The sequence below is a fragment of the Jiangella muralis genome (assembly GCF_001270745.1).
Classification (GTDB): Bacteria; Actinomycetota; Actinomycetes; order Jiangellales; family Jiangellaceae; genus Jiangella; species Jiangella muralis.
Genome location: NZ_KQ434753.1, coordinates 214,489 through 229,037, shown reverse-complemented (window position 1 = coordinate 229,037; position 14,549 = coordinate 214,489). Strand labels below are relative to the sequence as shown.

Genomic DNA, 14,549 nt, shown 5'->3' with positions numbered 1-14,549 from the left:
TGGATATATGTCGGGATCGTATCGTTCCCGGCGTCGAACCCTCAGCGGTAGTCGTCGTCGTCGAAGCCGACCGGCTGGCGTTGTTCCTGCGCATCGGCGGGGTCGACGCCGTCGGGGACGTCACTCTCGGCGTCGTCGCCGGAGTCGTCCGGATCGTCCACGAGGGCGCGTTGCTGCTCGCTCAGATCGCCCTCGGCGACCTCGGGATCGTCGTCGTGCCAACGCTCGGTCACCGTGCACCTCCCGGAAAGTGCCTCTCGTCGACGGTACCCGCTCACCGTTCCCGCAGTCGGCGGTGTGTCAACATCTCAGTGTGGAACGGATCGAGGCCTGGCCGGGGGAGCTGCGGACGCTCTCGACCGGGCGGCGCGTCTTCGTCCGCCACGCCACGCCGCCCGCGGCCGACGGCGCCGACGGGCGGACCCCGCTGGTGTACGTCCACGGGCTGGGCGGGTCGTCCACGAACTGGACGGCGCTCATGCGCGAGCTGCGCGACGACGCCGGGCAGTGGGCGCTCGACCTCCCCGGCTTCGGCGAGTCCCCGCCCGGCGACCACCACACCGTCGCCGAGTACGTCGCCGACGTCGTCGCGTTCCTCGAGACGTTCGACCGGCCGGTGCACCTGGTCGCGAACTCCCTCGGCGGCATGATCTGCGTCTACGTCGCCTCCCGGCGACCCGACCTCGTGCTGACGCTGAGCCTCGTCTCGCCGGCGATGCCGCAGTACCGCGTCCCGTGGGCGGCCGGCGCCACCGCCGTCATGGCCGTGCCGTGGCTGGGGGAGCGGATCCTCCGGTCGGCCGCGTACGTCGAGCCGGAGAAGCAGGCCGCGCGGCTGGCCGCCGTGCTGTTCGCCGACGTGGCGGTCATCCCGGCCGCCGAACTGACGTTCGCGGCCGAGCAGCGCGACGCCTGGATGCGTAAGCCGTACGCCGACGCCGTCCTGCTGTCCGCGCTGCGCTCGATCGTCCGGCACTACACGCAGCAGGGACGGCAGTCCGCCTGGCGGGCGGCCGGGCACCTCCTGCGGCCGACGCTGGTGATCATGGGCGCGCGCGACGCGCTGGTCGGGCCGTGGGGACGCACCCGGTGGCGGCGGGCGCTGCGCTACGCCCGGCTCGTCTACATGCCCAACACCGGGCACGTCGCGATGATGGAGCATCCGGGCGCCGTCGCCGCCGTCATCCGCGAGTTCATCCGCGACGCGTCCAGGATCCGGACACCTGCGTCCACCAGGCGAACACTCGAGCAGGGAATGCGGCCTGCCGTGGCACCGTTGGCAGAGGAAACAACTCACGCCTCGAACTGACGGAGCCGATCGTGTCCCTGCCTCCTTTGGTGGAGCCCGCAACTGAGCTCACAGTCGATGAGGTCCGCCGTTACTCCCGGCACCTCATCATCCCGGACGTCGGCATGGCCGGCCAGAAGCGGCTGAAGAACGCGAAGGTGCTGGTCGTCGGTGCCGGCGGCCTCGGCTCGCCGGCCCTGCTGTACCTCGCCGCGGCCGGCGTCGGCACGCTGGGCATCGTCGAGTTCGACGAGGTCGACGAGTCCAACCTGCAGCGCCAGGTCATCCACGGACAGTCCGACATCGGCCGGTCCAAGGCGCAGTCGGCGCGCGACTCCGTCAAGGAGGTCAACCCGTACGTCGAGGTCGTCCTGCACGAGACGCGTCTCGACAACGACAACGTGCTCGAGATCTTCTCCGGCTACGACCTCATCCTCGACGGCACCGACAACTTCGCCACCCGCTACCTCGTCAACGACGCCGCCGTCCTGCTCGGCAAGCCGTACGTGTGGGGCTCGATCTACCGGTTCGAGGGCCAGGTCAGCGTGTTCTGGGCCGAGCAGGGGCCGAACTACCGCGACCTCTACCCCGAGCCGCCGCCGCCCGGCATGGTGCCGTCGTGCGCCGAGGGCGGCGTGCTGGGCGTGCTGTGCGCGTCCATCGGCTCGATCATGGTCACCGAGGCGATCAAGCTCATCACCGGTATCGGCGACCCGCTGCTGGGCCGGCTGATGATCTACGACGCGCTCGACATGAACTACACCACGCTGAAGATCCGCAAGGACCCCACCGCCGAGCCGATCACCGAGCTGATCGACTACGAGGCGTTCTGCGGCACGCTCAGCGACGAAGCCGCCGAGGCCGCGGCCGACGCCACCATCTCGGTGGTGAAGCTGAAGAGCTGGCTCGACGAGCGCGAGGCCGGCCAGCGCGACTTCCTCCTCGTCGACGTGCGCGAGCCGAACGAGTACGAGATCAACCGCATCCCGGGTGCGGTGCTCATCCCCAAGGGCGAGTTCCTCACCGGCGAGGCGCTGGGCAAGCTGCCGCAGGACAGGCAGGTCGTGCTGCACTGCAAGTCGGGCATGCGCTCGGCCGAGGCGCTGGCCGTCATCAAGGGCGCCGGCCTGGCCGACGCCGTCCACGTCGGTGGCGGGGTGGCCGCCTGGGTCAGCCAGATCGACCCGTCGCAGCCCTCGTACTGATCCCGCTTCGCCGCGCCGTCACAGGTAGTCGCGGCGCTGCATCCAGGTCCAGAACACCCAGCCGGGCAGGATCGGCAGCCAGAACGACACCAGCCGGAACACCAGCACGGCGGTGACGGCGGTCGTCGCGCCGACGCCGAGGGTGCTGACGCCCGCGGTCAGGGCGGCCTCGACGGCGCCGAGGCCGCCGGGCGTCGGCACCGCCATGCCGAGGGTGTTGCCGACCAGCTGGACGACGGACATGGCGGCGAGGTTCGCCGCGCCGCCGACCGCCTTCAGGCAGACGTAGAAGCAGAAGATCAGGCTGGCCGACTGCAGCACGATGCCGGCCAGCGCCATCAGCAGCTTGCGCGGGTTGCTGAGCACGTCGAGCAGCCGCGGCAGCCCGCGCTGGGCGAATTCGCCCCACAGCGCCCGCAGCCGCAGCCGCACCGGCGGGATCAGCGCCAGCACGGCCGCGGCCGCCAGCACGATCAGCACGATGATCAGCGTGTTCAGCGACGGGTCGATGTCGGGCGCCGCCGACGACCCGGAGACCACGCCGAGGATGCCGATGACGGGGAACGTGATGGAGACGTTCGCCACCTGGTTCGCCGCGACGCTCGCCGCCGCCAGCGGCGCCGCCACCCCGGCCTTCGTCAGGACCCGGATGTTGATCGCGACGACGCCGACGGTGGCGGGCGCGAACAGCCGCAGGAAGCCCAGCGACACCTGCGCGCCGACCACCCGCCAGAACGGCACCTTCTCCGGCACGAACCCGAGCAGCGCGAACGCCGCCCCGAGGTAGCTGGTGAACATCAGCACGATCGCGATGAACAGCCACCGCCAGTCGGTCTGCGACCACAGCTGGGTGAGCGACACGTCGGACAGCTGGGTGCCGACGAGGTAGACGGCGAACACCGCGCCGACGCCGGTGAGCAGTGACAACGGCCGCAGCCGCTGGAGCCGCACGGGCTCGTCGGGCTCCTGGCCGGTGCTGCTGACGAGGCCGTCGCGCAGCTTGGTGAGGACGTCGCGGCGGCCCTTGAGGTCCAGGCGGGTCGAGCGGGCCAGCGCGACCGGCTGCAGCAGCGGGATCGCGGCGCTGACGACGTCGCGGCCGAGCACCCGGATGGCCGTGGCGATGGTGCGGTCGACGCCGACTACGAGGGCGCAGCCGACCAGCGCCTGGGCGAGATCGGCACGGATCGCCAGTTCCGGCGCGGCCACCTCACCGCCGGACGGGTCCAGCAGCCAGACCTTGCCGGCGTCGGAGATGAGGATGGTCCGCCCGGAGATGCGCCGGTGCGCCACCTCGTTGCGGCGCAGCCGCCCCAGCTGCCGCCACAGGTCCTCGAGTATGGCGTCGGTGACCTGGTCGGCCGCCATGTTGGCGAGGATCGTGCCGGGCACGTGATCGTAGACGATGGCGGCGGCGTCGGACCCGATGCGAAGGACGTTGCGCAGCTTCGGCGTCCGCGCTCCGGCCCGCGAGACGGCGAGGGCCTGCAGCGTGATCTGGTTGACGGCGTTGCGCATCGTCACCATCTGCCGCGGCAGCACCTCTTCGCGGGTGCGGATCTGGTCGGCGGCGCGGACGACGATGCCGGCGCCGTCGTTGTCGCGGTCCAGGACGAGGATGCCGAGCGTCCCCTGTGAGCTCTCGGCGATGTAGCGGCGGTACTTGTCGACGGGGTCGGCGCGCAGCGCGGTGACGTCGTAGCCGTTGTCGCGCAGGACGGCGGCCACCTTGTGCCCGTTCGGCGCCAGCGACGGCTGCCCGCTGATCAGCCGGACCAGCAGCCCCATCGCCCGGCCGAGGGCGAGGGAGACCAGCAGGCCGCCGACGGTGACCTCGCCCTGGAACAGCCAGACGGCGAAGCTGCCGGCGATGGCGAACGTCGCGACCTGCCGGATCCGGGGCAGCTGCAGCCGCGACACCACCGTCATCATCGCGACCAGCAGCGTCGGCATCGCGGGCACGGCCGTGCCGTCGAACCCGTCGACCACCGGGACGAAGGTGTCGTGCAGCCGCTCCGGCGCCGGCCCGGCCAGCCAGTTCGACAGCAGCGCCGCCGCGACGGAGGCCACCGCCCCGGCGGCCAGCAGTTCGACCGTCGTTCGCATGCGCCCGCGCACCATCAGCAGGAACACCAGCACCGGCGGCAGCAGCAGGCTGGCCAGCTCGGATGCCAGCGCGATGAAGTCGACCGGGCCGCTCGGGACGACGCGGTTGAGGGCGGCGAGGTCGGCGGTCAGGCTGGTGAGGGTCCGCTCCGCCACCACGGCCAGCGCCGCCAGCGCCGTCATCAGGACCAGGACGAACACCAGGCGCAGGCCGTCGATCGGGCGCCGGGTACGTCGAGGCAGCGGGGGCTCCTCGACCACGATCTTGCCGGCCGGGACCCGCCGCGCGCGTGTCGCCTCGGTCGTCTCCGTCATCGCAGACCGATCGTCGCATGCGCCCGGCTCGCTCATGGCGACGACCCGCGAGTCAGAGCAGGTCGCGCCGCCGCATCTGGGTCCACAGCACCCAGCCTGGCAGGATCGGCAGCCAGAACGAGACGATGCGGAAGACCAGCACCGCCGTCACGGCCGCGGAGGTCGTGACGCCCAGGGTGCTGACGCCGGCGGTCAGCGCCGCCTCGACCGCGCCCAGGCCGCCGGGGGTCGGCACGGCGGTGCCCAGCGTGTTGCCGACCAGCTGGACGACGGCGAGCCCGGCCAGGTTCACCGTCTCGCCGACCGCCAGCAGGCAGGCGTAGAAGCAGAGGATCAGGCTCGTGGTCTGGCCCAGGATGCCGCCGACGGCCATGGTCAGCTTCCGCGGGTCGCTCAGCACGTCCAGCAGCCGGGGCAGGCCGCGCTCGGCGAAGTCGCTCCACAGCGTCCGCAGCCGCGACCGCACCGGCGGGATGATCGTGACGACCGACGCCGCCAGCAGCAGCCCGAGCACCACGATCAGCGTGCTCGACGAGGGCAGGCCCGGCAGCGCGTTGTGTCCGGAGACCACCGCCAGCACGGCCAGCAGCGGGAACGTGACGGCGACCTGCGCGACCTGGTTCGCCGCGACGCTCGCCGCCGCCAGCGGCGCCGCCACACCGGACTTCGTCAGCAGCCGGATGTTCATCGCGACGTTGCCCACCGTCGTGGGCGCCATCAGCCGCAGGAACCCGATCGCGACCTGCGCGCCCACGACGCGCCAGAACGGCACCCGCTCCGGCACGAAGCCGAGCAGGCCGATCGCCATCGTGACGTAGTTGGCGAACATCAGTCCGACCGCGAGGATCAGCCACCGCCAGTCGGTGCGCTCCCACAGCTCGTTGAGCGACACGTCGGACAGCTGGGTGCCGACCAGGTACACCGCGACGACCGTGCCGACGCCGGTGAGCAGCGACAGCGGCCGGATGCGCTGCAGCCGCAGCGGCTCGGCCGGCGCGCCGAGGCGGTCGACCAGCCGGTCGCGCAGCCGGATCAGCACCTCGCGGTGGCCCTTGACCTGCTGCCGGGTGCCCGGGGTCAGCGCGATCGGCTGCAGCAGCGGGATGGCCGCGCGCACGACGTCCGGGCCGAGCACCTCCAGCGCGGTGTCGACGACGCGCTCCGGGCCGGCGACGATGCTGGTGGCGGTGAGCGCCTGGGCGAGGTCGGTGCGCATGGCGATGTCGGTGGCGGCCAGCTCGCCGCCGGACGGGCTGAGCAGCCAGATGCGGCTGCTGTCGTCGGCGATGATGGTGCGTCCGGACAGCCGCCGGTGCGCGACCTGGCCGCGGCGCAGGTCGCGGAGCTGGCGCCACAGGTCGACCAGCATGTCGTCGGTGACCTCGTCGGCGGCGAGGTCGCTCAGCGCGGTGCCGTGCACGTAGTCGTAGACCAGCGCGGCGGAGTCGCCGTCGATGCGCAGGACGGTGCGCAGCTCAGGCGTGCGGGCGCCGGCCCGGGCCACGGCGAACGACTGCAGCGCGATGCGGTCGATGGCGTCGCGCAGCGTCGCCGTCTGCCGTGGCAGCACCTCCTCGCGGGTGCGCAGCTGGTCGACCGTCCGGGCGATGGTGCCGGCGCCCTCGTGGTTGCGGTCCAGCACGAGCACGCTGTAGCGGGCGTCGGGGGTCTCGGCGGTGAGCCGGCGGTAGTCGCCGGACGGGTCCGCGCGCAGCGCCTTCAACTGGTAGCCGGCCGCCTCGAGCGTCGCGGCGATCTTCTGCCCACTCGGCGCCAGCGACGGCTGACCGCCGATGATGCGCACCAGCAGCCCGGCCGCGACGCCGACGCTGGTGGCGATCAGCAGGCCGCCGACGGTCGCGTCGCCCTGCAGCAGCTCGACGGCGTACGTGCCGGCGATGGCGAACAGCGCGACCTGCCGCAGCCGCCGCACGTCCAGCTGCGACACGACGGTGACGACGGCCACCAGCAGCGCCGAGTAGGCCGGCACCGGCGTGCCTTCGACGCCGTCGACGATGGGGACCATGCTGTCGTGCAGCCGTTGCGGCGCCGGCCCGGTCAGCCACGCGGACACCAGCGCGGCGGCGACGGACGCGGTGACGCCGGCCAGCAGCAGCTCGACGGTGATGCGCACACGGCCGCGGATCATCAGCACCGCGACCAGCACGATCGGGATGACGACGCCGGCCAGGTTCGCGGTGAAGTCGACGATGCCGACGATGCCGCCCGGCACCCGGGTGTTGAGGTCGGCGAGATCCTCGGTGATCGCCGTCATCGTCCGCTCGGCGATGATGGACATCGCGACCAGGCCGGTGAGCACGCCGCTCACGATCAGCAGCGACACGACGTCGGCCGGTCGCCTGGTGCGGGGAGGCAGCGGCGGCTCGTCGACCACGATCTCGTCGGCCGGCGTGCTGTCGCTGTCTCTGTGCTCTGTCATCGAAGGAGCATCGTCGCACGCCGGGGCGCGCACGGTGGTCAGGCACCATGGGCGGATGGACGACGAGTACGCCGAGGCGGTGCTGCGTGTGGTCGAGCGTATCCCGCCGGGCCGGGCCATGTCCTACGGCGCCATCGCCGACGTCGTGGGGTTGTCGCTCGGGCGGGGCGGACCGCGGCAGGTCGGCACCGTCATGTCGACGGTCGGCGGGACCGCGGCCTGGTGGCGCGTCGTGACGGCGGCCGGCCGCCCGCCGCGCGGCCACGAGGTCCGGGCGCTGAAGGAGTTCGCCGCCGAGGGGACGCCGCTGACCCGCGACGGCGAGCGGGTCGATCTGCGACGTGCGGCCTGGTACCCGGACTGACCGGCTCCCCGTTCCATGATCATCAACCTTTTGTGCTGCTCTGGCGACGCAAAAGGTTGATGATCATGGGCGTAGGCCAGGGTCGACGGCGCGGAACGGGGAGCCTCACCAACTGGGCGGACCGGCGCGGGAGAGCGACCCTGTCGGACCCGCGTGGTGGGATGGGAGCAGTCGTCGGGGAGCAGTGGAGAGGAGCGGCAGTCGGTGAGGCGTCCCGCAGCCGTGCGTCTGGTGCGCACCGTCCGGCCCGCCGCGCCGCCGGTCCGCCTCGACGACGCTCAGAAGGCCGCCGTCGAGCACCGGGGCGGGCCGTTGCTGCTGCTGGCCGGGCCGGGCACCGGCAAGACCACCACGCTGGTCGAGGCGGTGGCGCACCGGGTCGAGCACGACGGCGTCGACCCTGGCCGGGTGCTGGTGCTGACGTTCAGCCGCCGGGCCGCCGGTGAGCTGCGTGAACGCATCGCCCGCCGGCTCGGGCGCACCATCCGCGAACCGCTGGCCCGCACGTTCCACTCCTACGCCTTCGGCCTGCTCAGGCGCGAGGCGGTCGCGCAGGGCGAGCCGTCGCCGCGGCTGCTGGGCGGGGCCGAGCAGGACGTCCTCATCCGCGAGCTGCTGCGCGGCGACGTCGAGCAGCTGGGCGCCGGCTACTGGCCCGACCACCTGCGCCCGGCGCTGCTGACCCGCGGGTTCGCCGCCGAGCTGCGCGACTTCCTCATGCGGGCGGTCGAGCGCGGCCTCGGTGCAGATGAACTCGCCGAGTTGTCCGCCCTGCACCGGCGCGACGACTGGCTGGCCGCCGCCCGGTTCGCCCGGCAGTACGCCGGCGTCACGGCGTTCCGCTACCCGCCGACGCTCGACCAGGCCGAGCTGGTGCGGGCCGCCGCCGGGCTGCTGCGCGACGACCCCGCGCTGCTGGCCCGCGAGCGGCAGGCGCGCGCGTTCATCGTCGTCGACGAGTACCAGGACAGCGACCCGGCGCAGGAAGAGCTGCTGCGGCTGCTGGCCGGCGGCGGCCGCGAGCTGCTCGTCGTCGGCGATCCCGACCAATCCATCTACGGCTTCCGCGGCGCCGAGCCCGAGGCCATCCGCCGCTTCGCCGACCGCTTCCCGGCCGCTGACGGCTCGCCCGGCGCGGTCCTGGCGCTCGCGGCGTCCCGGCGCTGCGGGCCGCGGCTGCTGGCGGCGTCGCGACGGGTCGCGGCACGGCTGGGCGGGCTGAGCCGGCACCGCGAGCTGCACACGGCGGCGCGGCCCGGGTCCGGCGACCACGGCGCCGACCGCGCGTCCGTCCACCTGCTCGCCAGCGCCAGCCAGGAGGCCGCGTTCGTCGCCGGCCGGCTGCGGTCGGCGCACCTGCTCGACGACGTGCCGTGGGACCGCATGGCGGTGCTGGTGCGCAGCGCGCCCGCCATCCCGGTGCTGCGCCGCGCGCTGGCCGGCGCCGGGGTGCCGGTGAGCGTGCGCATCGAGGACGTCCCGCTGGCCGACCAATCGCCGGTCCGGGCGCTGCTGACGGTGCTCGAGCTGGTCACCGGGCTGCGCGAGCTCGACGTCGAGACCGCGCTCGACCTCATCACCGGACCGCTGGGCGGCGCCGACGCGCTGGCGGTGCGGCGGCTGCGGCAGGAGCTGCGCGCGCACGAGCTGACGGCCGGTGGCGGCCGCGCCTCCGGCGAGCTGCTGGTCGAGGCGCTGACCACCCCTGACGAGCTGCGGTTCCTCGACGACCACGCGGTCGCGCCGGCCACCCGCGTCGCCGGCCTCATCACCGCGGCCCGCGAGGCGGCCGAGGCCGACGGCGCCACCGCCGAGGACGTGCTGTGGGCGGTGTGGACGCGGTCCGGGCTGGAGGCCCGCTGGACCCGCGCCGCGCTGTCCCGGGGGCGGGCCGCGCCGGCCGCCGACGCCGACCTCGACGCCGTCGTCGCGCTGTTCGACGCGGTCGCGACGTTCGTCGACCGCATGCCCGGCGCCCGGCCCGAGGGGTTCGCCGAGCACCTGCGCGACCAGCAGCTGCCGGCCGACACCTACCGGCCCGGCGGGCCGGCCACGGCCAGCGTGAGCATCATGACCGCGCACGCCGCGAAGGGCCTCGAATGGGACGTCGTGGTGGTGGCCGGCGTGCAGGAGGGGGTCTGGCCCGACGTCCGCGAGCGGGGCAGCCTGCTGGGCACCGAGTCGCTGGTCGACCTCGTCGCCCACCGCGACGACTCCGCCGTCACCCGGGCCAGCGCCCGGCTGGCCGAGGAGCGCCGGCTGTTCTACGTCGCCGTCACCCGGGCCCGGCAGCGCCTCTACGTCACCGCGGTCTCCAACGAGGAGTCGCAGCCGTCGCGGTTCCTCGACGACATCGACCCGCTGCCCGCCGACGGCGCCGTCGAGCGGCTGGTGCAGGCGCCGGGGCGCGGGCTCGACCTTCCCGCCGTCGTCGCCGAGCTGCGCGGTGTCGTCTGCGACCCCGCCGAGCCGGTCGAGCGCCGGCACGGCGCCGCACAGCAGCTGGCCCGGCTGGCCGGGGCCGGGGTGGCGCAGGCCGACCCCGACGAGTGGTACGGCCTGCGCCCGGTCTCCGTCACCGACCCGCTCGGCCACCCCGACCGCCCAGTACGGGTGTCGCCGTCGAAGGTCGAGGAGTTCAACCGGTGCGAGCTGCGCTGGCTGCTCAAGGCGTGCGGCGCCACCGACTCCGACCTGCGCCGGGCCGGCATCGGCTCGCTGCTGCACGACCTCGCCGAGCGGGCCGCCGTCGAGAGCTGGTCCGACGACAAGCTGCTCACCGAGCTCGACAACGCCTGGCCGGGCATCGACGCCGGTGAGGGCTGGGTGGCCGCGCGCGAGTACGGCCGGGTCCGCGACATGGTGCAACGGCTGGGCCGCTGGCTGCGCGAGAACCCGCGCACGCTGGTCGGCGCCGAGCTCGACTTCGACGTCCAGGTCGGCGACGCCTGGCTGGTCGGCCGGGTCGACCGCCTCGACGCCGACACCGACGGCCGGCTGGTCGTCGTCGACTACAAGACCGGCGTCTCCGCGCCCACCGGCGCCGAGGTCGAGGAGCACGCCCAGCTGGCCGCGTACCAGCTGGCCATCGTGGAGGGCGGGTTCGACGCCGCGGCCGACGGCGAGCGGCGTGCCGGGGGAGCGAGCCTGGTCCAGCTCGGCAAGGACGCCAAGGGCCGGGCGAAGGAGCAGACGCAGGGCGCGCTCCCCGACGACGGCGAGCCGACGTGGGCGCACGAGCTGATGCGCCACACCGCCGAGGGCATGCGCCAGCCGTCGTTCCGGGCCCAGAAGGGCGGCTGGTGCGGGTTCTGCCCGGCCCGGCCGTCCTGCCCGGTGTGGCCCGAGGGCGAGCAGGTGACGCCGTGACCATCATGTCGATCTCGCCGGCCGACCTCGCGCGTCGCCTCGGCCAGCCCGATCCGACGCCCGAGCAGGCCGCGGCCATCGCGGCCCCGCTCGCACCGGGCGTCGTCGTCGCCGGGGCCGGGTCCGGCAAGACCGAGACCATGGCCGCCCGGGTGGTCTGGCTGGTGGCGTCCGGCCTGGTCCGGCCCGAGGACGTGCTCGGCCTGACGTTCACCCGCAAGGCCGCGCGCGAGCTGGCCGCCCGCATCCGCCGCCGGCTGTCCCAGCTGGCCGTCCGCGGGCTGGTCCCGCCCGACGTCCTCGACGGCGAGCCGACGGTGCTCACCTACGACGCCTACGCCGGGCGCATCGTCGCCGAGCACGCGCTGCGGCTGGGCCGCGAGCCCGGCGCCCGGCTCATCACCGAGGCGGTGGCCTGGCAGTACTCCCAGCGGGTCGTGTCGTCCTACGACGGCGACATGGACGCCGTCGGCTACGCGCCGTCCACCGTCGTGCAGAAGGTGCTCGACCTCCACTCCGAGCTGGCCGGGCACCTCGTCACGCCGTCGCAGGTCCAGGAGTATGCCGCTGAGCTGCGCGCGGGCATCGAGGCGCTGCCCAAGGCGAAGGGCCAGCGCACCAAGGACCTCCTCTACGCCGACGTCGCGAAGGGCCTGGCCGTGCAGGACGCCCGGGTGGCGCTGCTGCCCGTCGTGGCGGAGTTCCGGGCCCGCAAGCAGGCCGACGAGGTGCTCGACTTCGCCGACCAGGCCGAGCTGGCCGCCACCCTCGCGGAGCGGTTCCCCGAGGTCGGCGAGGCCGAGCGGGCCACCTATGGCGTGGTGCTGCTGGACGAGTACCAGGACACCAGCCACGCCCAGCTGGTGCTGCTGCGGTCGCTGTTCGGCGGCGGCCATCCGGTCACCGCGGTCGGCGACCCCTGCCAGTCCATCTACGGCTGGCGCGGCGCCAGCGCCGGCACGCTGACGTCGTTCCGGCGCGAGTTCCGCTCCGAGGCCGACGACTTCGCCCGGCTCGACTCGCTGACCACCAGCTTCCGCAACGGCGCCGAGGTCCTGCAGGTCGCGAACCGGCTCTCGCAGCCGCTGCGGGCGCAGGGCCTCGACGTCCCGGAGCTGACCGCGTTCCCCGGCCTGCCGCCGTCCACCGTCGTCGCGTCGCTGCACCTCACCGCCGACGACGAAGCCGCCGACGTCGCCCGCCGGGCGCGGGCCTTCTGGGATGCCTCCGACGACGGCCGCACGGTCGCCGTGCTGGTCCGCAACCGCGGCCAGATCCCACGGCTGGAGTCCGCGCTGCGCGCCGTCGACCTCCCGGTCGAGGTCGTCGGCGTCGGCGGGCTGCTGGCCACGGCCGAGGTCGGCGACGTCGTGGCCACGCTGCGGGTGGTGAACGACCCGTCCCGCGGCGACGCGCTCATGCGGCTGCTCACCGGCTCGCGCTGGCGCATCGGCCCGCGCGACCTCGACGCGCTGGCCCGCTGGGCCCGGCGGCTGGGCCGGCCCGACGACGACGCCGGCGGCGCGCGCCGTCCCACCATGCGCGAGGCCGCCGCCGAGGGCATCGCGCTCGATGAGGTCGACGAGCTGAGCATCGTCGACGCACTCGACGCGCTGCCGCAGCACGGCGACTGGTTCTCGCCCGACGGCGACCGCCGGCTGCGGGCGCTCTCGGCCGAACTGCGCGAGCTGCGCACCCGCACCGGCCAGTCGCTCACCGAGCTGGTGCACGACGTCCAGCGCACGCTCGGCCTCGACGTCGAGCTGGCCGCCCGCCGCGGCCCCGGCGGCCGGGCCAACCTCGACCGCTTCCTCGACGTCGCGGCCGAGTTCGAGTCGCACGGCGAAGCCGCCACACTGTCGGCCTTCCTCGCCTACCTCGAGGCCGCCGAGACCGCCGAGCGCGGCCTGGCCCCGGGCGAGGTCGAGGTGTCCGGCGACCGCGTCCAGGTGCTGACGGTGCACGGCGCCAAAGGGCTCGAGTGGGACGCCGTCTTCGTCACCGGGCTGGTCGACAAGGTGTTCCCGTCCGGCGGCGAGCGGCAGCGGGCCTGGCTGGGCGATCCCGGCGAGCTGCCGTACGCGCTGCGCGGCGACGCCGGGTCGCTGCCGCCGCTGGACCTCGCCGGCGCGGCCGACCAGGTCGGCGTGCGCGACGCCGTCGACGCGTTCTACGGCGACGCCGCCGCGGCGGCCCGGCTCGAGGAGCGCCGGCTGGCCTACGTCGCGGTCACCCGGGCCCGGCGGCTGCTGGTCTGCTCGGGCTACTGCTGGGACGACGCCGTCCGGCCGCGCGAGCTGTCGATGTTCCTGCACGAGATCAAGGTGGCTTGCGAGGACGGCGCCGGCGAGGTCGGCGTCTGGGCGACACCGCCCGACGCCGACGACACCAACCCGCTGGCCCAACAGGTGCGCGAGCTGCGCTGGCCGTACGACCCGCTCGGCCAGCGGCGGGCGCTGCTCGAGGACGGCGCCGGGATGGTCCGGGCTGCTCAGGGCGCCGTCGACGGCGTGCTGTTCGACCTCGCGCAGCCGGTCACCGAGTGGGACGCCGAGGTCGAGCGGCTGCTGGCCGAGCGCGAGCGCAACTCCTCGCTGCGTCCCATCGACGTCGCGCTGCCCGAGCACCTGTCGGTGTCGCAGCTGGTGGCGCTGCGCGAGAGCCCCGAGCGGCTGGCCCGGGCGCTGCGCCGGCCGGTGCCGCGGCCGCCGGCGCCGCTGGCCCGCCGGGGCACGCTGTTCCACGCCTGGCTCGAGTCACGGTGGGGCGCGCCGCGGCTGGTCGACGTCGACGAACTGCCCGGCTACGCCGACGACGGCGCGGCGCCCGACCGCGAGCTGGCGTCGCTGCAGGAGGCGTTCCTGCGCAGCGCCTGGGCCGGGCGTACGCCGGTCGAGGTCGAGGCGCCGTTCGAACTGCTGGTCGCCGGCCTGCTGCTGCGCGGCCGGGTCGACGCCGTGTTCAGCACCGACGACGGCGGCATCGACGTCGTCGACTGGAAGACCGGCCGGCCACCGGCCACCGACGAGGAGGCCGCCACGCGCACCGTCCAGCTGGCGGCGTACCGGCTGGCCTTCGCCCGGCTCTACGACCTGCCGCTCGACCACGTCGGCGCCGCATTCCACCACGTGCGCCAGGACATCACCGTCCGGCCGGCCGACGTGATGGACGAAGCGGAGCTGACGGCGCTGGTCACGGCCGTTCCGGTGGCAGAGGAGTGACCTCACGATGGCCGCCGGGCCACGCTGCCCTGCCGGGCGCGGGTCCGGCGACCATCGCGCTCCCGCCGCTCTGTCCCCGTCGAGCTGATGCGAGAGGCGCGTCCCAAGCCACGGCGCGAGAGGCGCGACCACGGGACTTATCCCACTACTGTGGCCAATTGGGTGGTAACCCTCCAGGTCACGCGGCGAAGTGTGACGATCGGCGGGTTTCTGTGACGAGACCGGCCTCATCTGCTGCGGG

The 14,549-nt window shown here is 74.1% G+C and carries 8 protein-coding genes; 5 read left to right on the top strand and 3 right to left on the bottom strand.

The genetic code is table 11. The annotated features are described in order from the left end of the window. Nucleotides 1–41: 41 nt before the first annotated feature. Nucleotides 42–233 carry a hypothetical protein gene (locus ACW62_RS33840; protein ID WP_053203318.1) on the bottom strand — a complete coding sequence of 64 codons (192 nt, stop codon included), beginning with the start codon at nt 231–233 and terminating at the stop codon, nt 42–44. A gap of 80 nt (nt 234–313) precedes the next feature. Here ACW62_RS33840 and ACW62_RS06750 point away from each other — a divergent pair, with 80 nt between their 5' ends. Both ACW62_RS06750 and moeZ read left to right on the top strand, forming a co-directional pair. Then, entirely contained in the window at nt 314–1,309 is a 996-nt protein-coding gene (locus tag ACW62_RS06750) for an alpha/beta fold hydrolase (protein ID WP_053203317.1), read from the top strand. Between the two features lie 11 nt (nt 1,310–1,320). Then, the gene (moeZ, locus tag ACW62_RS06745) at nt 1,321–2,493 is read left to right on the top strand and encodes an adenylyltransferase/sulfurtransferase MoeZ (protein ID WP_053203316.1); all 1,173 of its coding nucleotides are present in this window, start codon (nt 1,321–1,323) and stop codon (nt 2,491–2,493) included. A gap of 18 nt (nt 2,494–2,511) precedes the next feature. On the opposite strand, the gene ACW62_RS06740 is transcribed toward moeZ, so the two are convergent. Together ACW62_RS06740 and ACW62_RS06735 are read right to left on the bottom strand one after the other, a co-directional pair. Then, a complete protein-coding gene (locus ACW62_RS06740; protein ID WP_053203315.1) occupies nt 2,512–4,914 on the bottom strand; it encodes a flippase-like domain-containing protein in 2,403 nt (800 codons plus the stop codon). 52 nt (nt 4,915–4,966) lie between these two features. Next, on the bottom strand, nt 4,967–7,354 hold the full coding sequence (locus tag ACW62_RS06735; RefSeq protein WP_053203314.1) for a lysylphosphatidylglycerol synthase transmembrane domain-containing protein: 2,388 nt from the start codon (nt 7,352–7,354) through the stop codon (nt 4,967–4,969). A gap of 55 nt (nt 7,355–7,409) precedes the next feature. Here ACW62_RS06735 and ACW62_RS06730 point away from each other — a divergent pair, with 55 nt between their 5' ends. From ACW62_RS06730 to ACW62_RS06720, 3 genes are all read left to right on the top strand, one after another. Continuing rightward, nucleotides 7,410–7,718, top strand: coding sequence for an MGMT family protein (locus ACW62_RS06730; RefSeq protein WP_053203313.1), 309 nt, complete (start codon nt 7,410–7,412; stop codon nt 7,716–7,718). Between the two features lie 204 nt (nt 7,719–7,922). Further along, a complete protein-coding gene (locus tag ACW62_RS06725) occupies nt 7,923–11,087 on the top strand; it encodes an ATP-dependent helicase (RefSeq protein WP_157574463.1) in 3,165 nt (1,054 codons plus the stop codon). A gap of 5 nt (nt 11,088–11,092) precedes the next feature. Continuing rightward, the gene (locus ACW62_RS06720; RefSeq protein ID WP_083459451.1) at nt 11,093–14,308 is read left to right on the top strand and encodes an ATP-dependent helicase; all 3,216 of its coding nucleotides are present in this window, start codon (nt 11,093–11,095) and stop codon (nt 14,306–14,308) included. Nucleotides 14,309–14,549: the final 241 nt, after the last annotated feature.